This is a genomic window from Isoptericola sp. NPDC056134, assembly GCF_042264825.1.
Taxonomy (GTDB): Bacteria; Actinomycetota; Actinomycetes; order Actinomycetales; family Cellulomonadaceae; genus Isoptericola; species Isoptericola nanjingensis.
Genome location: NZ_JBHJVM010000023.1, coordinates 44,777 through 64,822, shown reverse-complemented (window position 1 = coordinate 64,822; position 20,046 = coordinate 44,777). Strand labels below are relative to the sequence as shown.

At 74.7% G+C, this 20,046-nt stretch carries 16 protein-coding genes; 1 reads left to right on the top strand and 15 read right to left on the bottom strand.

Annotation, left to right across the window (positions count from 1 at the left end; translation table 11 throughout):
* Nucleotides 1-284: WXG100 family type VII secretion target (locus ACFCZN_RS17830; RefSeq protein WP_430557633.1), on the bottom strand; the 284-nt coding region annotated here is incomplete at its 3' end.
* Between the two features lie 280 nt (nucleotides 285-564).
* Between ACFCZN_RS17830 and ACFCZN_RS17825 the strand changes: the two genes are divergently transcribed.
* Nucleotides 565-816: a hypothetical protein gene (locus tag ACFCZN_RS17825; protein ID WP_429764858.1), complete on the top strand. Its 252-nt coding sequence runs from the start codon at nucleotides 565-567 to the stop codon at nucleotides 814-816.
* A 10-nt stretch (nucleotides 817-826) separates the two neighbouring features.
* Here the strand turns inward: ACFCZN_RS17825 and ACFCZN_RS17820 are convergent, their stop codons facing one another.
* The 14 genes from ACFCZN_RS17820 to ACFCZN_RS17755 all read right to left on the bottom strand — a co-directional run bounded on the left by ACFCZN_RS17820 (nucleotide 827) and on the right by ACFCZN_RS17755 (nucleotide 20,032).
* Nucleotides 827-1,636: a hypothetical protein gene (locus tag ACFCZN_RS17820; protein ID WP_430557632.1), complete on the bottom strand. Its 810-nt coding sequence runs from the start codon at nucleotides 1,634-1,636 to the stop codon at nucleotides 827-829.
* Nucleotides 1,633-2,313: a hypothetical protein gene (locus ACFCZN_RS17815; RefSeq protein WP_430557631.1), complete on the bottom strand. Its 681-nt coding sequence runs from the start codon at nucleotides 2,311-2,313 to the stop codon at nucleotides 1,633-1,635. The genes ACFCZN_RS17820 and ACFCZN_RS17815 overlap by 4 nt, the downstream gene beginning before the upstream one ends.
* Nucleotides 2,310-2,978 carry a hypothetical protein gene (locus tag ACFCZN_RS17810; protein ID WP_429764863.1) on the bottom strand — a complete coding sequence of 223 codons (669 nt, stop codon included), beginning with the start codon at nucleotides 2,976-2,978 and terminating at the stop codon, nucleotides 2,310-2,312. The genes ACFCZN_RS17815 and ACFCZN_RS17810 overlap by 4 nt, the downstream gene beginning before the upstream one ends.
* 89 nt (nucleotides 2,979-3,067) lie before the next feature.
* Nucleotides 3,068-4,492: a hypothetical protein gene (locus ACFCZN_RS17805; RefSeq protein ID WP_430557630.1), complete on the bottom strand. Its 1,425-nt coding sequence runs from the start codon at nucleotides 4,490-4,492 to the stop codon at nucleotides 3,068-3,070.
* Nucleotides 4,493-4,506: 14 nt separating this feature from the next.
* A complete protein-coding gene (locus ACFCZN_RS17800; protein ID WP_429764867.1) occupies nucleotides 4,507-4,812 on the bottom strand; it encodes a hypothetical protein in 306 nt (101 codons plus the stop codon).
* Nucleotides 4,813-4,934: 122 nt separating this feature from the next.
* The gene (locus tag ACFCZN_RS17795; RefSeq protein ID WP_429764869.1) at nucleotides 4,935-9,407 is read right to left on the bottom strand and encodes an FtsK/SpoIIIE domain-containing protein; all 4,473 of its coding nucleotides are present in this window, start codon (nucleotides 9,405-9,407) and stop codon (nucleotides 4,935-4,937) included.
* Nucleotides 9,408-9,476: 69 nt separating this feature from the next.
* A complete protein-coding gene (locus ACFCZN_RS17790; RefSeq protein WP_430557629.1) occupies nucleotides 9,477-9,737 on the bottom strand; it encodes a hypothetical protein in 261 nt (86 codons plus the stop codon).
* Nucleotides 9,734-10,444, bottom strand: coding sequence for a hypothetical protein (locus ACFCZN_RS17785; protein WP_429764873.1), 711 nt, complete (start codon nucleotides 10,442-10,444; stop codon nucleotides 9,734-9,736). The genes ACFCZN_RS17790 and ACFCZN_RS17785 overlap by 4 nt, the downstream gene beginning before the upstream one ends.
* The gene (locus tag ACFCZN_RS17780; RefSeq protein WP_430557628.1) at nucleotides 10,441-12,072 is read right to left on the bottom strand and encodes a serine/threonine-protein kinase; all 1,632 of its coding nucleotides are present in this window, start codon (nucleotides 12,070-12,072) and stop codon (nucleotides 10,441-10,443) included. The genes ACFCZN_RS17785 and ACFCZN_RS17780 overlap by 4 nt, the downstream gene beginning before the upstream one ends.
* Nucleotides 12,073-13,779, bottom strand: a complete 1,707-nt coding sequence (locus ACFCZN_RS17775) for a hypothetical protein (RefSeq protein WP_430557627.1) — start codon at nucleotides 13,777-13,779, stop codon at nucleotides 12,073-12,075.
* Nucleotides 13,776-14,612 (bottom strand): PP2C family protein-serine/threonine phosphatase, encoded by an 837-nt coding sequence (locus ACFCZN_RS17770; protein ID WP_430557626.1) that lies wholly within the window; start codon nucleotides 14,610-14,612, stop codon nucleotides 13,776-13,778. The genes ACFCZN_RS17775 and ACFCZN_RS17770 overlap by 4 nt, the downstream gene beginning before the upstream one ends.
* A complete protein-coding gene (locus ACFCZN_RS17765) occupies nucleotides 14,609-16,108 on the bottom strand; it encodes an RDD family protein (RefSeq protein WP_430557625.1) in 1,500 nt (499 codons plus the stop codon). Before ACFCZN_RS17765 ends, ACFCZN_RS17770 begins: the two co-directional genes overlap by 4 nt.
* Nucleotides 16,105-18,678 carry a transglutaminase domain-containing protein gene (locus ACFCZN_RS17760; protein ID WP_430557624.1) on the bottom strand — a complete coding sequence of 858 codons (2,574 nt, stop codon included), beginning with the start codon at nucleotides 18,676-18,678 and terminating at the stop codon, nucleotides 16,105-16,107. The genes ACFCZN_RS17765 and ACFCZN_RS17760 overlap by 4 nt, the downstream gene beginning before the upstream one ends.
* Nucleotides 18,671-20,032 carry a DUF58 domain-containing protein gene (locus ACFCZN_RS17755; RefSeq protein ID WP_430557623.1) on the bottom strand — a complete coding sequence of 454 codons (1,362 nt, stop codon included), beginning with the start codon at nucleotides 20,030-20,032 and terminating at the stop codon, nucleotides 18,671-18,673. The genes ACFCZN_RS17760 and ACFCZN_RS17755 overlap by 8 nt, the downstream gene beginning before the upstream one ends.
* Nucleotides 20,033-20,046: the final 14 nt, after the last annotated feature.

Sequence of the window (20,046 nt, the reverse complement as noted above, 5' to 3'; positions counted from 1 at the left end):
CCCTGCGCCAGCTGCGAGTCGGCGTCGGACAGCGTCTGCGCCGCCTGCTCCAGGAACGACGCCATGCCCTCGAGGCCCTCGATGGCCTGCGTGGTACCCGTCGTGAACTCCTCGTACGACGTCTGGAACGCGCCCGAGGCCTGGTCGGTCACGAAGCCCGACGACACCAGGTTGTTCACCTGCGTCTGCAGGTTGTGCAGGATGTCGGTCATCTGCTGCTGACCGTTGCGCAGCTGACCCGCCTGCGACCGCAGCTCGTCGTAGGTGACGTTCATGTTCGCCATGAAAAGCTCCTCAGCTCATCGGTGGTTCGGCCGGCCCCCTAGCGGCCGATCCGTCGTCCGCTGACGACCCTAGCGGGCGCTCCGAGCACCCGTCGATGGGGACTCCTCCCCATGACGGGCGCCCGGTGCTCGACCGGGTCACCACCGTCGCCAGGCCGGCACCGGGGGCACCACCCGCCGGAGCACGAGCGCCGGGCGGCGCGCTCCGACGCCGAACCGCGTAGGGTGCGGTCGTCGTCGCCCACGACGACCACCGCCGGCGCCACGAGGAGAAGCACTCATGCCCACGCCACCGAACGGGTCGAACCCGGTGCGCAGGAAGAAGATCGAGACCCCGGTCCTCATCGCGACGCTCGTCTGCGTGATCCTCGCGGTGGTGGGGGCCTTCGCCGGGTTCGAGGTTCTCGGCGAGCTGGGCGCCGTCCCGGTGCTCGTCGTGCTCATCGTGGTGGTCTTCGTGGTCGGCGCCGTCCTGACGGTGCGGCGGGCCGGCGCCCTCCGCGCGGCGTCCACCGGCGGCACGAAGGACTGAGACCGCGCGGTCAGCGCCCGGGCGACCGGCGCTGCCGCGCCTCGCGGCGCGCGGTCAGCTCGGCGAGCCGCGCCCTGCGCTCGCCGGCGCTCAGCTCGGCGACCGAGCCCTTCGTGGTGGACGGCGCCGCGGTGCCGTCGAACCGGCGCCGCCAGGCACGACGCCCCAGCACCACGCTCCACAGGACGAGGGCCGCCGCCGCGACGAGCAGGACCGCCCGAGCCGGAGCCGGGACGTCCCGGGCCAACCCCACGAGCGCGAGCAACCAGCCTGCTCCTGCCGGCAGCATCGCCAGGAACATCCGTCCGTCGGGCAGCCAGCCCGACACGTAGAACCGCATGAGGAAACGCGTGAGCGCCGTCTCGCGCACCGGCTGGAGCGACAGCGCGACCCCGCCCACGGTCGGCAGCCCGATCGTCCTGCCCCGCCCGACGCGGGTGGTGCGGGACAGCCGCTCGTCGGTGTACCCCGGCATCAGGGACCGGCCGACGTAGACGAAGGACAGCGCCGCCAGCGGCCAGCTCGCCGACGGCAGGTACCACAGCACTCCCGGTCCCCAGAGCACCACCAGCAGCGGGACGACCAGGCAGAAGGCCACCATCTCGGACGGCTGCTCGACGAGGCCGGCCCAGATGCCACCCACCTCCATCGTCCCGTCGACGGCGACGTAGACGAGGATGCCCGGGCCGAGCCCCAGGATCACGAGGGCGAGCACCGTCCACACGAGGCCGACGAGGAGATATCCGAGCGGACGCAGCATGCGCGCCGCCGTCCCCGGCGGGCGGGGGGCCGTGGCGGCCTCGTCGGGGGCGGAGGTCAACTCGCGGCCCGCTCCGACGGTCCGGGACGGGCCGCGCCGTCGCGCGCGTCGTCCGACGGCCCCGCCTCCTGACCGTCGTGGTCCGGGTCCATGAAGGTCACCGAGTCGAGGATCTCGTCGAAGAGCGTCGCGAACGGCTCCGCCGACGGGATGCCCGGCACGTTGACGCGCGCGAGCAGAAGCTTCGAACCGTCCGGATACGGGATGTGGTACTCGAGGCGCATCGTCAGGACGGTGTCGCCCTCGCCGGTCTTCCCCTGGGTCATCTCCACCACGCGGGCCACCGGCCCGTTGCGCTGCGGCTCCACCTCGCCGGTCGGGTACCCGTCGCGCAGCGCCTGCGCCACGTCGCCCGCGGCCAGAGCCTCGGCCGACGCCGCCGGCCACTCCTCGTCGAGGGCCAGGATCACCGCGGGGAACGGCACCCCCGGCAACAGCTCGAGGGACATCAGGTACGTGTGCACCCCCGCCGCCATCGCCGCGCGGACGTTCCCGACGACCTCCTGGGTGGCCTCGCGGCGCGCCCGTGCGAGCCGGTCGGCCTTGCCGACCTGTCGCCGGACGAGGCGCCGCACGTGCTCGACGGCGGTCTCCTCGTCCTCCAGCGGGATGCTGGCCCACGTCCCCGGGAGCACGATCCGCATCCGCCCCTCGCGGAACCTCACGTTGCGGGTCATGCCGCCTCCAGCTCCACCGTCAGGCCGGCGAGGAGGTCGATGACCTCCTGCGCCATGTCGTCGAACACCGAGACCCCGTTCGCGATCACCGTCACCTCGAGCATGTCCGGGCTGCCGGGCGGGAACACACCCAGCGCGACGCGCTCCTCCAGGTGCGCGACGCCGTCGCCGAGGTCGGGGTCGAGGTGGCCGACCATGAGGTGGACTCCCCGCACGTCCCCCGCCGGGACGGTCCCGTCGATCGCCTGGGCGTACACGGACGACGGATCGTCCGACTCCGCGACCAGACGTTCGAGGTCCGCCGCGAACGCGTCGGCGGAGAGCCCTGCCTGCGCCACCACCGTCAGCATCGCATCGACGTCGCCGAGCGCCGGCCGGCGGACCAGGAAGGCCACCGCGAGCGCCGCGATCCCGCTGTCGGACGCCGACCGTGCCACGTCGGCGATCCGGTCCGCGAGGGACTCGACAGGATCGACCACGGGCGTCTCCGCACCGTCGAGGTGGGGCACGGCATCGTCGGCCCGGGCCTCGGCCTCCGCCGCGCCCGGCGGCACGAGCCCGACGGCGATCTCCCGGGCCCAGGCGTCGACGTCGCCGAGCCCGTCGGGCACGAGCACCCATCCCTCGTCCAGGCTCAGCTCGTAACCGGCCACCCTGCGTGTCACGTCGTCGGTCTCCTTGGTTGAGGCTGCGGGCCGCGCCCATCCTAGGCGCGGCCCCCGCGGGCCGGCACGAGGCCGGCCACACCCGTCGATTACCCTCCGGCCAGGCTCAGGCCGCCGCCGATGATGTTGCCGTAGGGGCCGCCCATGCCGGACGTGCCGAGGCTGACTCCCGGGGAGGCCGCCTGGCCGTAGTCGCCGACGCCCATCTCGCCCGCGAACGCGACGCCGTTCCGGATCCCGTTGAAGGCCGTCACGCTGTACCCGCCGATGGTGGCGATCGACGAGGTCACCGAGCTGACGTTGTCGAAGTGGATGGTCCCGATGCTGCCGGGGAGCCGGCTGTCGATCCTGCCCATGACGCCCATCATGTCGGTCACGTCGTCGTTGCCGAAGAGCGTGCGCAGCCCCGAGCCCGTGAACGGGTTCGGGAACATCTTCTTCAGCCCCGTCCCGATGTTCCCGCCGCGGAACAGCCCGGCGATCTGCTTGTCGCCCGCCGACCGGATGAACGGCGACTTGAGGACCTCCGTGACCCGCTGGCCGTTGGTCTGCGCGAAGATCTTGCGGGTGCTCTTGAGGGTGGCCGCGCCGAAGACGTTCTTCGCGTTCTGCGGCGACATGCGCGACGCGGTCTGGACGACCATGCGCGCCTTGGCGTACTTCGCGACGACGCTGATCGCCTTGCCGCCGAAGAGGGTGAGCGCCGCCATGCCGGCCGCGCCGAGCACGCCCCACCAGGAGCCCTTGCCCCGGGCGGCCTTGAACACCGCGTCCACGACGGCGAGGATCGCGCCGACCGCCGCGAGCACCAGGAGGACCTGGCCCAGGATCGGCACCCAGGAGAGGAAGATCGCCAGGATCCCCGCGATGTCGCAGATGACCTTGACGACCTTGTAGATGCTGTCCCAGACCTCGCCGGCCTTGTCCCAGAAGCCGTCCTCGAGCCCGTGGACCTTGTCGCCCGTCACGACCTCGTCGATCTTGTTCTTCGCCGTGGTCGCGGCGGAGTCCTTGTCGCCCTTCGCGTCGTTCCAGCGGCCCTGCCAGTAGCTCAGGCTCGACTCGAGGGTCGTCACGCGGGAGTTGGCCGACGACAGGGCGCTGTTGGCGCTGTCGGCGTCGCCCTGGGGCGCGTCGTTCGGCAGGTCGTCGACGTCGTTCTGCGCGTTGTTCGCCGTCGCGCGCGCGGCGGCGAGGTCGTCCTCGAGGGACGCGATCTGGGCCGCCGCGGTCTCCGACTCGGAGATCGCCGTGTCCAGGGCCGACGCGTACGCGACGAGAGCGTCCCCGGTGAACCGGTACCGCTCCGTCGCCTTGGAGATGTCCTCCTTGACGTCGGACGCCAGGGTCTTCGTCTCGTCCATCGACTGCGCGGTGGTGCTCGCGTCGTCGACGATGGCGTCGAGAGTCGCCGTGGCGCGCCCGATCGCGTCGGCGATGTCCTGGTACCGCTTGCCCTTGCTGCGCACGAGGTCGGCGTCCCCGTCGAGCTTCTGCCACTGCGTGTCACCCATGACGATGTCTCCCCCTACTTCGCCTTCTCGGCGGCGTCTTCGAGCGCCTTGGCGAGCTCGGTGTCGATCTCGGTGAACGTGTCGGCGATCTGCTGGACGATGCCCTGGAGCTTGACCACGTTCTCGGTCATCTCCTCGCGCTTGATGCGCCACTTGTCCGCGAAGTCGTTGACCTTGCCGCCCAGGTCGTCGTGGCCGGTCGCGGCCGCGGCGTCTTCCGCGTGGTCGTCGGCGCCCTCGAACTCGTTCTTGATCGTCTTCAGGTCCTTGGCAAGAGTGCGCAACTCTTCCATGTCGATGGACAGGTCGTACCCGGCCACAGCTCCCCCTCGTCGTCACGCAGCTCGTCGTCTCGCCGCCGGGCAGCACCGTAGCCGAGGGCGACGGCGCCGGTCGATGGGGAGTCCTCCCCATCGACCGGCGTCCACCCCGACCGCCCGGCTCAGTCCTCCAGCACCAGCGGCAGCTGCACCCGCGTCTGCTTGCCCCGCGCGATCCATGCGCCGCGACCGACGGGGAACTCCCCCTTGCCGCTGCGGGGCAGCGACGTCTTGAGGATGGTGTCGCCGTCGAGGTTCTCGGGCTGCAGGATGAGGCCCCGCCGTCCGTTCTTCACCTCGCCGAGCAGCGGCCAGGTCGCCGACCAGCCCGCGGTCTCGGCCTCCGCGACGAGCAGGTGGTCGCTGTTGCGGATCGCCTTCGTGAGGTCCTGGATCGGCTTGTCCGCGGGCGACTGCAGGTACTCGTTGATGCCCTCGACCAGGACCACGATGCCAGGGTCCACGTCCTCGTCCTGGACGGCGGCGAGCAGGTCCGTCGCGAGCGCCTTGACCTTCTCCACCCCGGTCGCCACCTCGGTCCAGGGCAGCTTGTCGGCGATCGCGGAACGCCCCTGCGCGAACAGGTACATCCGCGCGTCGGGGTTGGCGCGCAGCACCGCCCGGGCGATCGCGACGAGCGCGTTGCTGCGCCCCGACCCGGGCGGGCCCGCCACGACCATCGTGCCCGTCGGGTCGAAGGGCACCGCGCTCAGGGTGATGCCGTCCAGGCCGAGCACGGGCAGTCCGTCGACGTGCGTCGGGAGCTCGCCGGCCCCGTACTCGGTGGGCAGCACCTGCACCGCCGGCGCCGGGCGTACCCCGGCCTGCACCATCGACTGGCCGAGCTTCTCGGTCGCGGCTGCCTGCGCCGACACGGAGGTGGTGCCGCCGATGACGGCGACCTGCACCTCGAGGCCGTCGAGGATGGCCCGTCCGTTCGGCGAGTCCGCCGTGATGATGTCGCGGGGCGCGTTGAACGCCAGGTACCCGTCGTCGGTCATCCGCAGCAGAAGGTTGCGCTGCACCATCGAGCGCACGTACGTCGGCACGGCGCCCGACCGGTCGGCGGTGAAGACGACGTGCATGCCGAGCGCGCGGCCGTCGTTGAGGATGTCGCGGAAGACGTCGAACCACTCGGCGCGGCCCGCGCCCACCTCGAAGTCGTCGCGGAAGCCGGGGAACCCGTCCACCAGCAGCAGGATGCGCGGCACGTCGGCGCGACCGGTGATCTGGCGGTACTCGGTGACGCTCGACGCCGAGACGGCGGCGAACGCCTCCCCGCGGCGCAGCAGCTCGTCGCGCAGCATCCGCATGAGCGCCACGACGCGCTCGACGTCGTCTCCGCGCGCGATGGTGCCCACGTGCGGCAGCGCCGAGAGCATCCGCAGCGCACCGGCGGCGAAGTCCAGGCCGTACACGTGCACGGGGCCGCCGCGCGGCGTGATGCCGGCGGCCGCGGCGAGCGTGCGCAGCGCGGTGCTCTTGCCGGCGCCGCCGGTGCCGTACACGCCCAGGTGGCCGTCGGTGTCGGGGTTGAAGTACAGCGGGCGCTGCGCCTGCTGCTCGGGGATGTCGGCGACGCCGAGCAGGAGCTCGGTGTCCGTGCGCTGGTGCAGGCGCGTGAGGTCGTAGGCGTCGGCCATGGAGTCGAGCCACGGGCGGCGCGGCGTGGGCAGGCGCCCGGCCTGGAACGCCTCGGTGACCCGGGCCACGAGCCGCTGCTGGTCGTTGGGCCCGAGGTCCACGTCCTCGTCGGCGGAGGCCGACGGGTCGACCGGCTCCTCCCACTTCTCCTCACGGCCGAAGTGCAGCCCGGCGACCTCGATCGCCGTGTTCTCGGGGGCGCGGGTGCTCCAGGCGCCCGCGTACCCGGACTGGAAGGCCTGCAGCCGGCCCGGGCCCGTCTTGACCACGCCGCGCCCGGGGATCGCGGGGTCGATGTGCGCGGCGTCCTTGATGTCGACGACGTCGCTGGAGTCCGACTCGTCCGCCATGCGCAGCGCGACACGCAGGTTCGTGTTGGCGCGCAGGTTGTCCTTGATGACGCCCGCCGGGCGCTGCGTCGCCAGGATGAGGTGGATGCCGAGCGACCGGCCACGCTGCGCGACGTCGACGACGCCGTCGACGAACTCGGGCACGTCGCCCACCAGCGCCGCGAACTCGTCGATGACGATGACGAGCGCCGGCGGCGTCTCCGGGTCCCCGCGCTTCTCCAGCTCCAGCAGGTCCTTGGCCTTCTTGCGGTTGAACAGGTGCTCACGGTGGTGCAGCTCTGCACGCAGCGACGTGAGCGCGCGCAGCACCAGGTGCTGCGAGAGGTCGGTGACCAGGCCCACGCAGTGCGGCAGCTGCACGCAGTCCGCGAACGCGGAGCCGCCCTTGTAGTCGACGAACAGGAAGGTGACGCGGTCCGGGCTGTACTCGGCCGCCATCGCGAGCACCCATGCCTGCAGGAACTCCGACTTGCCGGCTCCCGTGGTGCCGCCCACCAGGGCGTGCGGGCCCTGGCTGCGCAGGTCGAGGTGCTGGGCGTCGAGGCCGGCCGAGCCGACGATGGCCCGCAGGGACCCGGCGCGCTTGCGAGGCACCGCCTGCGTGCGGTCGTAGACCGACAGGTTCTGGCGCCAGCGCTCCAGCACGGCGCGCGGGTCCTCGAACAGCTCGTGCCCGAGCAGCGCCGGCATCGTCACCGAGCGCGGCAGGTCGGACGAGTCGGCGACGATCGCGCCGGCGTCGAAGACGGGGGCGAGCCGCCGCCCGTAGTCGAGCGCCGCGGTCGCGTCGATCTCCTCGAGCTCGACGTCGTCGACCCAGCGCCCCAGCCGCACCATGCCGACGCGCGGCCCGTGCTCGCCGAGGTCCACGAAGGTGCGGCACGCCGCCGGGAGGTACGCGGTGTCGGCGGAGATCCACAGCAGGTACACGCCCGCGTCGGGACCCTGCTCGGCGAGCTGCACCAGGCGGGCCCGCTCCACGTCGATGTCGTCCGAGACGACGACCACCACCGCGGGCACCGCGGACTTCGTGCCGGCCTCCGCCTTCTTGCCCCCGACGTCGCTGCCCCGCTCCAGGGCGGCGTCGTCCTCGTCGATCGCGCCGCGCCGCTGGGCGCCGCCGCGCGCGGCCCGCAGACGCGTGGTGACGAGCTCCTCGAGCTCGGCCACGAGCCGAGCGGCGCCGCTCGCCGAGTCGGCCAGGTGGTGGCCCTCGATCGGGCTCTGGGGCGACGAGGTGTGCGGGATCCACGTGAGCCACTGCAGGGACCTGGTCCACACCGGGCTCACCATGCCCGTCACGACCAGCTCGGACGGCGAGTGCAGGCCGGTGAGCTGCAGCAGCGTGGCGTTGAGGCTGCCCGCCACCTTGGCGGGCGGCCCGGCGAAGCCGATGGCACCCGCGTCGTACAGGTTCTCCACCACGGGGACGCCCGAGACGGTCGAGTACTTGTCGACGACGGCGTCCAGGCGCTCCTGGTACTCCTTGATCATCGCGCCCTTGGCCGTGTCCTTCACGGTGTTGCGCGACGGCATCGTGCCGATCCCGAACCGGACGTTGAGGAAGCTCCAGTGCTCGGGGCGGCGCGTCCAGAGCATCGGCCCGTGCCGCATCGCCTCCGCGAAGACGTGCGGGGTCGCCGGCGCCTCGCGCAGCCGCACGGACCGCTCCGTCTCCTCCTCGCCCCCGAGGGCGTCGCGCAGCGCGTCCAGGCGCTCCTCGAAGCGCGCGATGTCGCGCTCCTTGCGCTTCTTCGTCTGCTTGTTCCGGGTGAGGTAGTTGCCCGCCAGCATGATCGGCGACAGCGCGATGAACACGAGCGACATCAGGCCGCGGCCCATCGCGAGCATGAACCCGCCCATGAGCACCGGGGCCAGCATCGCCAGCAGCGGGAACGGCTGCGGCTCGGTCTCGGCGGGCACCTCGGGCGCGTCGAACTCCTCGCCCTTGTACCGCGCCTCGACGCGCGGCGAGCGCGTGAACGGCACGGGCCCCGCCTTGGGCGCCACGCCCGTCAGGGTCTGCGGCTTGCGCCGCTCGATCGTCATCACGGTGTCGCCGACGGTGACGCGCTGGCTGCCCTCGACGCGCAGGCGCTGCACGTGGTCGCCGTCCACGAGCAGGCCGTTGGCCGAGCCCAGGTCGACGACGTCGACGACGTCCGAGACGTCGAGGCGCAGGTGCTGCTTCGACACGAGCGGGTCGCTCAGCACGACGTCGCAGCCCGGCGCACGCCCGAGCGTCCAGCTGCCCTCGGGCAGGTCGATCACGCTGCCGTCCGCGAACCGGAGGGTGGCGCGCACGTCCCGGGAGGGCTGGTAGTCGAAGCCCGGGCGGTCGAGCTCGACGATGGCCACGTCCGCGCCCGAGCCGATCCACGCCTCGCCGAGCGCGGCGTCGGCCGGCAGCCGCGTGGGCCTGTCCTGGCCGGGCAGCCGGGCCTCGATCGTCCGCCGGCCGGCGCCGACCGTGCCCGTCCCGCGCGGGTCCACGCGGGCCAGGGTGGACGCCACCTCGCCGATGGTCGCCCCCGCGTCCGCGGTGATGACGACGTCGTCGTGCGTGGTGTCGGGGCGCCGGAGCGTCACCTTGACGCGCATCGCTCTCCTCGGTTCGTTCCGTCGGTGTCTCGGGTGGGCGCGGCCGGCCGGGCCGTGCCACGGGGTCTGCTACGGGCGGCGCCAGCGCGAGATCGCGCCCACGACGGCGGTGACGGCCGCTCCGGCCAGCGCGCTCAGACCGATGATGCGCCAGTTGGCGGCGTCGGTGAGCTCGCGGCCGATCGCCCGCCAGTAGTCGAGGGGGTCGCCGGTGCCGACGCCGTCACGGAGCACGCCGGCGGCCATGAGGATCACGAACGCGATCGCCGCGGCGGCGACGGCGACCACGACGACCATCTGCCAGAGCTCCGGACGGTTGCGGCGGCTCATTCCCCGTCCTTCCCGTCGACGTCGGTCAGGTCGAGCAGCGGCAGGTCGTCGGCGGTGACGAGCCGCGACGCGACGGCGTACTCCACCAGCCGCGCGCGCCGGTTCGTGGCGAGCCCGCCGGAGCCGCCGCGCAGCCCCTTCACGCCCACCCGGTCGAGCTTCTCGCACACGTTGTCGAGCTTGCGGTTGAAGCGCGTCGTCGTCCAGCCGAGGCGCGCCGCCGCCTCCGCGGACGACGGGATCTCGGACAGCCCCGTGCCGTCGCGGCGCAGCATCGGCTCGCACAGGGCGACCACGAGCTGTCGCTGGCTCACCGTGAACGGGATCATCCCGATCGTGGTGGCCCCGCCCTCGGGCTCCTCGGAGTGGATCTCCGCGTACGGCGACGGGCTGAGGCGGGCGAGCAGCTCGTACGTGGTCGGGCCCGCGGTGAAGACGATCGACGTCGACGGGAAGACGATCGGCAGCGACGTGCCCGGCGAGAGCCACGACTGCACGCCGCCGGCCGCGTCGCACACGGTCGCGGACAGCCGCGCGCCGGCGTTGACCAGCCACCACAGCCCCGAGACGTGCGTGAGCTGCAGGAACCGCCGGTGCAGGTAGGGGTTGTCGTCGAGGGCGAGGTCGCCCTCCCGCCCGATCTCGAAGACCCCCTCCGGGTCGGGTCGGAACCACTCCCCCGCGAACTCCACCGCCAGGTCGCTCATCCCACGCACACTCCCTGCGGCTCGATGGAGAAGGCCCCCTGGCGCACGATGACGACCTCGACGCAGGTCTCCCCGGAGTCCGCCTTGTCGACCGTGACGGTGGTCTCCTTCACCTGCTGGTAGTGCGCCTCCTCCAGCGCCTTCGGCTCGCGCCAGCCGTACGTGTCCCCGTCGACCGGGTCGGGGTTGGTCCACGTGAAGACGACCTTGCCTCCCGAGACCTTGCCCTCCAGCTCGGTCACCGCGGGCACGAGCCCGCCCAGGTTGTCCGCCGGAGGCGCGGGGTCGTCGCCCGCCCCCGTCGCGACGGCCGTCGGGTCGTCGCCCGGGTCCTGCGCCCCGTCGGGCCAGAGCACCACGGCGAGCGTGACCACGAGGGCGGCGACCACGGCCACCAGCCCGACGACGAGGCCCGTCGTGGCCCGCCCACGACGCGGGGCCTCGGGCGCCTCCCCGGGGGCGGGCGCCGCGACCGGAGAGGCGGGTGACGTCGCCGGCGCGGCAGGGGCCATCGACCGGTGCACGGTGTCGCCGAGGTCGTCGGCCAGCACGCCCTGCGCCGTGCCCGTCGTCGGCGCCGGGACCGAGGCGGCCCACGACGGGCGGGAGGCCGCGGCCGGGGCCGCCGTCGCGAGCCCGCCGGCGGCCTGCGCCGGCCCGCGCGGGTCCACCGAGACGACCTCGCGCAGACGGGTGCCCACCTCGTCCTCGTCGGCCGGTTCGGGTGCGCCGCCGTCGTCGTCGCGCACCTGGCCGCGGTCGTCCAGGAGGTCGATCGGCGTGACGGCGAACGACAGGTCCGTCTGCACGGCCTGCAGCGCCCGGGCGAACGCCAGGGCCGTCGGGTACCGCGCCTCCGGGTTCTTCGCCATCGCCGTGCCGAGCACGCGCTCGAGCGCCGCCGGCACGTCGTTGCGGCCCGTGGGCTGCAGCGGCGCGGACTCGATCCGCGCCACCAGGTCGGCGCTGGAGTTCGGCCCGCCCGGCACCTCGAACGGCGTGCGCGACGCGAGGAGGGAATACGTCGTGGCCGCGAGGCCCCAGACGTCGGTCGCGACGGACGTGCGCGGCGGCTCGGCGAACGACTCGGGGGGCGACCACGGGATCGACATGCCCTCGGCGAGCCCGGCGTCGTCCAGCGTGGACGAGATGCCGAAGTCCGTCAGCGCCGGGTGCCCGTACTCGGTGACGAGGATGTTGGCGGGCTTGATGTCACGGTGCAGGATGCCCGCGCGGTGCGACGTCTCGACCGCGCCCGCGACCTGGACGGCGATCCGCAGCACGTCCGGCACGCTCAGCCGCTCGCTGCGGTACCGGGCACCCAGGTTGGGCCGCGAGCAGAACTCCATCGCGAGGTACGGGCGCCCGTCCGCGGCCACGTCGGCCTCGTACATCGTCACGATGGACGGGTGCGTGGACAGCGTGGCCATGAGGTCGGCCTCGGCCTCGAACGCCTCGCGCTGGCCCTCGTTCGTCCACTCGTGCAGCAGGACCTTCACGGCCACCCGGCGACGTGGCCGGCGCTGCTGGTAGAGGAAGACGTCGGAGAAGCCGCCCGAGCCGATGATCGAGACGTACTCGAACCCCTCGATCTCCGGCGGCGGTGACGGCGGACGCTTGCGGCTCACTCAGAGGATCCCTTCGAAGGTCAGCGTCACGCCGTCACCCAGGTCGACGACGTCGCGCGAGACGACCAGGACGGGCTCGCCCGGGTGCAGGCGCAGCGGCGGCTGCCCCGACCGGAGGAGGGTGGTGCCGTTGGTCGTGCTCATGTCGCTGACGAGCACGTGCCAGCCCTCCAGCCGCACCTCCACGTGGGAGCGGGAGATGTCCTGCTGCGGGCTCGGGACGGTCACCAGCCGGGGCAGGTCGTCGCCCGTGGCGCGCGGCGACCGGGGGCGGCGGCCGACGACGACCGGGCGGTCCAGCGTGACGCGGGGCCCGCCGGAGACGCCCATGACGCCGAGAGCGGGGCGCGGCACCTGCCGCGCGTCCCCCACGAGCGACTGCCCGCAGGTGGCGCAGTCGTCCCGCTGGGGCGGGTTGGGGTGCCCGGCCGTGCACAGGCGCGCCAGGATCATCGGCCGGCCGGGCTGCGGGCCGGGGGCGAACGAGGGGCCGGGTGGCGCGGCCGCAGGGTCCGGCGCCGGGGCGGCGGCCGGCGTGCCCGCGGCGGCCCGGAGGTCGGCGATGGCCGACGAGAGCACCGTGCTCCCGTCGATCTCCTCGACGTCCTGGACGGGCGCGCCGGAGGGCACCAGGTCGACCGGCGCGGGGGCCGGCGGCGCGGCGTCGGCCGGCGGGTGCGGCGCCGCGGTGCCGGGTCCCTTCGCGTCGTCGTGCTCCTCCGGGGCCACGGTCGCGCCGTCCGGAAGCCCGTCGTCCGCACCCTCGGTGGCGTCAGCCGCGGCGTCGTGCGAAGTACCCGGCGCGGGCTCGGCGGGGTCGGCGCCCGCCTGCCCGGGCCCCTCCTCGTCGTCCTCCTCGCTCGGCGGCCGCACGGCCGCGGCCTCGACCGCGCGGTGCACCGTCGAGCCCCAGAGGTGGTCGTAGCCGGACGTCTCCTCGACCGGCGCGCCCGGCCCGGCCGGGGTCTCGGCCACGTCCGCGCCCGAGACCTGGTCCAGGTCGCCGTCGGCCACGGGTCGCGGCACGTCGTCGGAGGTGACGGCGAGGCCCGGCGCGACGGTCGACTCCGGGGCGATCGTCGCCTCGGAGGCGAACGCCGTGTCGACGGACGGCACCGGGGCGCGGGGCACGACCGGCGCCGGCGCGCTCGGCGCGGCGGCCGCCGGCACCTCGTCCACCTCCGGCGGGCCCGTGTCCTCCCACGGCTCGCGGACCGGGTCCTGGCGGCGGACGGGAGCCGCCGCGAGCGCGTCCTCGGTGAGCCGCAGGCCCACGGACCGCACGAGGACCACACCCGCGTCCAACGGCAGGGCGCGCGCGTCGACGAGATCGTCCGGCTCGGTCACGCCGACCTGCACGGAGAGGTCCACCACGTCGTCGAACGTGCGCTCCGCCCAGGTGGTGACCCCCTCGCCGGACACGTGGTCACGACCGTCGACCCGCGCCACCGTCACCGACGTCGCGCCGCGGCTCGCGACCTGCACCCGTCGGCCGTCCGCCACCGCGATCGCGAACGGCGGCAAGGAGGCCAGGCTCGCCCCGAAGGACCCGGTGAGCACCTCGAGCACCGGCACCACGCCGGCGCGTTCGCCCAGCGTCGTCCACAGCTCGTCGACGAGCTCCGGCGTCACCTTCTCCGGCAGCACGACGACGGCACCGCCGCGCACCACGGCGTAGGCCGGACCGATCACGTAGCGCACGGTCACGTCAGCGCCCCCTTCCACGGCGACCGCCGGGGCACCGTGTCCTCGTCGTCGTCGTGGTCGGGCCGCCCGTCCCGGGGCGCCGTGCGCTCCAGGGCGTCCGTCAGCCCCGTCGCGTCCACCACGATCACGGTGATGTTATCCCGGCCCCCCGCGGCGAGGGCCTCGCCGACCAGCCGCTCCGCGGCCGTCTGCGGGTCGGGCTCGACCATCAGCAGCTCGGCCACCCGCCGGTCGGGCAGCTCGGCCGTCAGGCCGTCGGAGCACACCAGCATCCGGTCGCCCGCGTGGACGGGGAGGAACCAGAAGTCGGGCTCCGGGTCGTCCGGTGCCCCCAGCGCACGCGTCACGACGTGCCGCCGCGGGTGCGTGAGCGCCTGCTCCGCGGTGATCCGCCCGGCGTCGACGAGCTCCTGGACCTCGGAGTGGTCCACGCTCACCTGCTCCAGCGCACCGTCCGCAACCCGGTACGTCCGGGAGTCGCCCACGTTCACCACCAGCCAGTAGGGCTCGCCGCCCTGGTCGGTGAGCGCCACGCCGGACAGCGTCGTGCCGGCGCCGCGGCCGGGTGCCGTATCGATGGCCCGCACGGCGTCGTGGGCGGCGCGCACGCGGCACCGGACCTCGTCGACCCCGACGACGTCCGACCGCCCGAGCGGTGCCAGCGCCTCGACCGCGGCCGCGCTGGCGACCTCGCCGGCCTCGTGCCCGCCCATCCCGTCGGCGACGAAGAACACGGACCCGCGCGCGAGGAAGGAGTCCTCGTTGAGCCTGCGGCGCGCGCCCTGGTGCGTGGCGGCGCCCCAGAGCAGGCCGAGACTGACCGGTGTCGTCATGCGCCGGCGTCCTGCCCCACGACGGTGAGGCGACGCGCACCGGCCTGCACGACCCACCCGGCGGCGACCGTCACCGGCCGCCCGGCGACGAGCTCCTGCACCTGGCCGCCCGGCGCGATGACGGCGCTGCCGTTGGTGCTCCCGAGGTCCGTGACCCGCAGGCCGTCCGGGGTGGGCACGAGCTCGAGGTGCGTCTTCGAGACGGACCGCGTCGGGTCCTCGACGCTCAGCAGGGTGGCGGGCGCACCGCCGTCCTGCTGCGGCTGACGACCGACGAGCGTCCGCGCCGCGACGTGGACCCGGCGCTCCGGGTCGACCTCGACCACGATCCGCGGCGGCATGCTCCCGTCGCCCGCGCTGCGCCGCGAGGACACGCTGAACCGGGTGGCCTCGAGGTCGTCGAGGTCGTCCTGCGGCGCCGGTGCCGGGGCGGGTACCGGCGCCACGACGGGGACCGGCGGAGCGGCCGGGGCTTCGGGGGTCGCCGCGGGCACCGCGCGCTGCTGCTGCGTCGGCGCCGGCTCGGGCGCCGCGGCCTGTGCCGCCGCGGAGGCGCGGTGCACGGTGTGCGCGTCGACACCGGCTGCCTGCGGAGCCTCTGGCTCCCCCGCGGGAGCCGCGGTGCCCGGGACTCCCGTGATGAGGCCGCCCGCGGCGCGCTGTGCGGCCGGGAAGGCCCACGGGTCCTCGGTCGGCGGGCTGCCCTGCGCGGCGCCCTGCGCCGTGCCCGGGGCGATGTCCCCGGGAGCCGACGGCGAAGCAGGCGCGAAGCTGCGCGGCGACACACCGCGCACGTCCCGCACCACGCTCCGGGCGGCCTTGTCCTGCCAGCCCTGGCGGCGCCCGGACGAGTCGAACGTGGGCGACACGAGCACCAGCACCGTGCCCACCAGCGGCAGGACGCCGCACCCCGCGAGCACGAGCCACCGCAGCACCCCGCGACCGGCCCCGACGGGACCGCCGCCGTCGAGCGCGACCGTGCGGATCCCGAGGGCGGAGTTCCCGACCGTACGGCCGGTGCGCCCCTCCCACAGGGCCAGGCCGAACCAGCCGAGCAGGCTCACCGCGCCGCCCACGAGGGAGACCGCGACGTACGCGCTGAGGGCGTCGCGCGCCGCGGCCTCCGACCCCATCGGGGTGGTCGCCGCGACGGCGTCCGCGACCCGCGCGGGCAGGCGCACGGCGAGCGCGGTGACCGTGGAGGCCGCACCCACGAGCAGGGAGAGGGCGAGGAGGTCGAGCACGTACGCACCCGCCCGGCGGCCGACGCCGGCCAGCGGCGGCTCGCCCACGGGGGGCGGTGCCGCGGCCGCGCGGGCCACGTCGTCGGGGGCGCGACGGGTCCGCTCGCGCAGCTCCGGCTCCGTGGTCACCTCCAGGCTGCCGGTCGCCGGGCCGGGCGTCCGGTAGCCCGTCGCCACGGTCGGCGTGCCGCACACGGAGCAGAACGCACCGCGCTGCTCGGGCGCGCCGCACGCGGTGCACGTCGTCGTCATCGATCCTCCTGCCGCGGGCCGCGCCGGGTGCCGTCCTTGCGGCGCCGGGCGCGCGCCATCCTGTCATGCAGCGGGCGCACGGCCGCCCGCCCGAGCCGACCCGCCGCCGCGGGGACCGCCGCGAACCACCGGCGCACGACCTCGCCCACGGGCGGCGCGTCCGCGCCGCGCACGGAGCGCAACGACAGGCGCGCGGCCAGCCGGCGCCGCCACGGCAGGCCGGCGCGCATCGTGCCGACGACGTCGTCCACCTCGGACCAGAACCGCGCCACGTCGTCGTCGGTGGGCGCGCCCGCGCCGAACACGGTCGCGTCCGCCCGGTGGGCGAGCTGCACCGTGCTGGTCGCCGCCGACGGGACCTGGTCGGCCACGATCCGGGCGCCCTCGCGGCGCGTCGCGGCACGGGGCACGCCCGCGCCGAGGTCGGTGGCGGCGTCGACGACCTCGCGCCAGCCGCCGCTCACCCGGTCGGCGAGCACCGGTGCCGACCGGCGCTTCCCGCGACGACGGCGCTTGAACCCGAGGATCAGCAGCAGCGGCAGGGCCAGGATCGCGAGCGGCACGGCCACCGCGACGGCGATCATCGCGACCTGGCGCCAGTCGATCGCCGTCTGGTCGTCGTCCTGGTCCTCCTCCTCGACGTCGCCCGCCTCCGCCTGCGGCGGCTCCTCCGGGGACTCCGGGGTCTCGAGGACCGGCGGCTTCGGCACCTGCTTGGAGCGCGGCAGGGGCTCCACCTTGTTGTCCTCGTCGGGGACGACGTCGAACGGCACCCAGCCGTAGCCCTCGAACGGGACCTCGACCCAGGCGTGCACGTCGCCGCCCGTCACGGTGTACGGCTCGCCGGCCTCCACCGCGTCCTTCTCGGGGTAGAAGCCCATCACGACCCGCGCCGGGACGCCGGCCTGCTGCGCCATGAGGGCGAGCGCGACCGCGAACTGCTCGTCGTCGCCCACCATCTCGTCCTGCGCCAGCAGCGTGTCGATGCGCGCCGCGGAGTGGCCGGGGCGGGACGGCGGCTGGTTCTCGAGGCCGCTCGAGTAGACGCCGGTCGCCACGAGCGTGTCGCGGATGTTGACGAACTTCTCGAACGGCTCGGTGGCGTCGGCGGCGAACTGCGCGGACTTCCCCGGAACCTCGTCGGCCACGTCCTCCGGCCTCGGGAGGTCCACGTCCTGGATCGGCACGGTGGCCAGGTCGTCCTCGGAGGGCGTCGGCGAGACGATCGCGTCGATCTCGTAGGAGTCGCCGGGCCGGAGGCCGCTGGTCGACAGGGCCGTGCCGGACGTCGCGTTGTAATAGGTGGTGGACGCCAGCTCGTCGGCGCGCTCCCCCCCGAACGTGATGCCGCCCAGCTCCCCCACGTCGGGCAGCCACACGCCGGAGTAGCCCGTGACGGACACCTGCACGGGCGTCCGGGTGCCGGCCGCGACCGTGTCGACGACCTCGCCCGCGCGGTTGAAGACGCCCGTGGCGCCCCCGCTGGAGGCGTCGTAGACCGTGCCGGCGTACGTGTCGAGCGTCGCGAGGCGCACGCGGCCGCCCTCCGGCAGGCCGGTCACGGTGAACAGCTCCGCGTCCTTGAGGTCCTTCGTGTAGTGCCGGAAGCCGACCAGCGGGCTGGTGTACTGGTGCAGGTCGAGCGGCGGGGTGATCAGCTCGCGCAGCGCGAGGCGCTCCCCGTGCGCCATCGGCGGTGCCGCCACCACCGCGGCGAGGCCGCCGATCGCGAGCAGCACGGCGCCACCGCGCAGGCGCTGCGCCCGGAGCCGCCGCGTCGCGGACCGGCTCGCCTCGGACAGCAGGCGGTTGGCGCCCATCCGGCTCTCCGCCGCGCGCCACGAGCCCCACAGCAGGCCGACCACCGCGACCACGAGACCCTGCGCCAGCGGGTACGCGGGCAGGATGGTGCCGAGCAGCGCGACGCTCGCGAGGGCCACCACGACCGGCAGCAGCGCCCACGCCGCGAGGCGTCCGCGCCACGCGATGGTGCCCGCCAGCACCCCGGTGAGGAGCAGCAGCAGGTACGGGACCACCGCCAGCTCCGGGAACGACGCGAGCGGCGGCACGGTGGTGACGAAGCCCTTCCACCCGTGCACGGCGCCGAGCGCGAGCTCCTGCAGCGTCGCCAGGGACGGCACGACGCCGCCGATCGCCGTCACCGGCAGTGCGAGGGCGCCGCCGAGGAGGAAGTACGCCAGCACGGTGGTCGCCGCGGTCAGCAGCACGGACCAGCGCAGCCAGGCACCCAGCCACGCGACCAGCAGGCCGACGACCGCGCCGCCCAGCGCGGGCACGAGGTACCCGGTCGTGCCCCAGGCGGGGCCGAAGCCGACGGCCACGACGCCCAGCAGGGCGAGCAGCACGGCGCCGTCGACGGCGCCGGCGACGGTGAGCGCCCGCGGGCGGTCGCCGTCGCGACCCCGTGCGCGCGTGGTCCCGGCGCGCACCGAGGTGCGCGACGTCCCGCCGGTGCGGCCGGTGCTCCCGGTGTGCCCCGTGCCGCCGGTGTGGCCCGCCTCGGCGTGCGACGTGCGGTCGTCCGGCGCGGGGCCGTTGCCCTCAGTCATTCATCCTCCGCAGCGCGTTCGGCAGGTCCGCCAGCTCGCCGATCGTGAGCAGCTGCATGTCGGCCACCCGGCCTCGGCTCACCGAGGCCCCCGGCACGCACTGCATGGCGACCAGGCGTGCGTCGACGGGGAGGCGCACGGCGGCGGCGCGCAGGTCGTTGGGCGTGACTCGGCTGCCCACGACGACGGCCACGACCGACGCGTCCGTGACCGTGGCCGACGCGACGCGCGCCACCTCCGCGAGGCTGGTCCGCGCCGGCGCGAGCTCCAGCCGGGTCAGGTCGTCCAGCAGGCGGGTGCGGTGGTCGCCGCGCACGCGGCCCTGCTGCACCAGGACGGCGAGGCCGCCGTCCTCCCGGATCGCCTGGAGGCCGAGGGAGCCGCAGACGGACACGGCGAGCTCGAACTCCTCCGGGTCCGCGTAGTCCTCCTCGCGGGTCGAGAGGATGACCGCGAGGCGGGACCGGCGGGTCTCCTCGAACTGCCGCACCATGAGCTGGCCCGTGCGGGCCGTGGACTTCCAGTGGATGTGCCGGCGGTCGTCGCCGGGCACGTAGTCGCGCAGCGCGTGGAACGACACGTCGGAGTCGGAGATGTCGGGGGTGACCCGGCCCTCCAGGTCGTGCAGCAGGCCCGTGGACGAGCCGGAGAGGGGCAGCGTGCGCGGGTGCACGAACAGCTCCTCGGGCTCGGTCCACGTGAGCTCGCGGCGCAGCAGCCCGAGCGGGTCGGCGCGCACGGAGCGCACCGGGCCCAGCGGGATCACCGCGCGCCGGTGGGTCGGGACGGCGAAGATCTCCTCGTGCTCGGCGTCCGGGCGCAGGCGCGGCACCGGGAACGACGCGATCCCCTTCCCGACCTGGAGCTCCATGACGGCCGGCAGCATGGAGCGGGACGATCCGTTGCGCACCAGCAGGCGGCCGACGGCGCGGTCGCCCACGACGACGCGGCGCGACGCGACGTCGAGCGTCACGTCGTAGCGCAGGCGGCCGAGGACGAAGACGACCGCGCCCAGCAGCGCCACGGTGACGGTGACCGCGACGACGGCCCACTCCTCCCAGCTCAGGGCCAGGCCGGCCCACCACGCCGCGGCGGTGAGGGCGAGGACGGTCCACCCGAAGGGCGACACCACGCCCAGCACGGGCGTGGCGCGCGCCCAGGCGCGCCGCCCGGCGTCGGCGACGGCCGCGCCCGCTCGGGCGAGCACGCCCCCGAGGCCGCGAGCCCCGGCGGCGATGCCCCGCGCGGCACGGCGGTGCGGCCGGACGGCAGGGGCGGGCGTCGGCTGGTCGGCAGGCGCCTCGGCGTCCGCGGCTGCGGCGGCCTCGGTCTCCCGCTCGGTGGTGGTGGTCATGAGCTCTCCGGTGA

Bases quoted from the DNA above. Each gene is read 5' to 3' on its own strand.
- ACFCZN_RS17790 (WP_430557629.1), bottom strand. From the start codon at position 9,737: ATGAGCCGCCGCAACCGTCCGGAGCTCTGGCAGATGGTCGTCGTGGTC.
- ACFCZN_RS17770 (WP_430557626.1), bottom strand. From the start codon at position 14,612: ATGACGACACCGGTCAGTCTCGGCCTGCTCTGGGGCGCCGCCACGCAC.
- ACFCZN_RS17755 (WP_430557623.1), bottom strand. From the start codon at position 20,032: ATGACCACCACCACCGAGCGGGAGACCGAGGCCGCCGCAGCCGCGGAC.
- ACFCZN_RS17825 (WP_429764858.1), top strand. From the start codon at position 565: ATGCCCACGCCACCGAACGGGTCGAACCCGGTGCGCAGGAAGAAGATC.
- ACFCZN_RS17795 (WP_429764869.1), bottom strand. From the start codon at position 9,407: ATGCGCGTCAAGGTGACGCTCCGGCGCCCCGACACCACGCACGACGAC.
- ACFCZN_RS17765 (WP_430557625.1), bottom strand. From the start codon at position 16,108: ATGACGACGACGTGCACCGCGTGCGGCGCGCCCGAGCAGCGCGGTGCG.
- ACFCZN_RS17805 (WP_430557630.1), bottom strand. From the start codon at position 4,492: ATGGGTGACACGCAGTGGCAGAAGCTCGACGGGGACGCCGACCTCGTG.
- ACFCZN_RS17785 (WP_429764873.1), bottom strand. From the start codon at position 10,444: ATGAGCGACCTGGCGGTGGAGTTCGCGGGGGAGTGGTTCCGACCCGAC.
- ACFCZN_RS17760 (WP_430557624.1), bottom strand. From the start codon at position 18,678: ATGACTGAGGGCAACGGCCCCGCGCCGGACGACCGCACGTCGCACGCC.
- ACFCZN_RS17815 (WP_430557631.1), bottom strand. From the start codon at position 2,313: ATGACCCGCAACGTGAGGTTCCGCGAGGGGCGGATGCGGATCGTGCTC.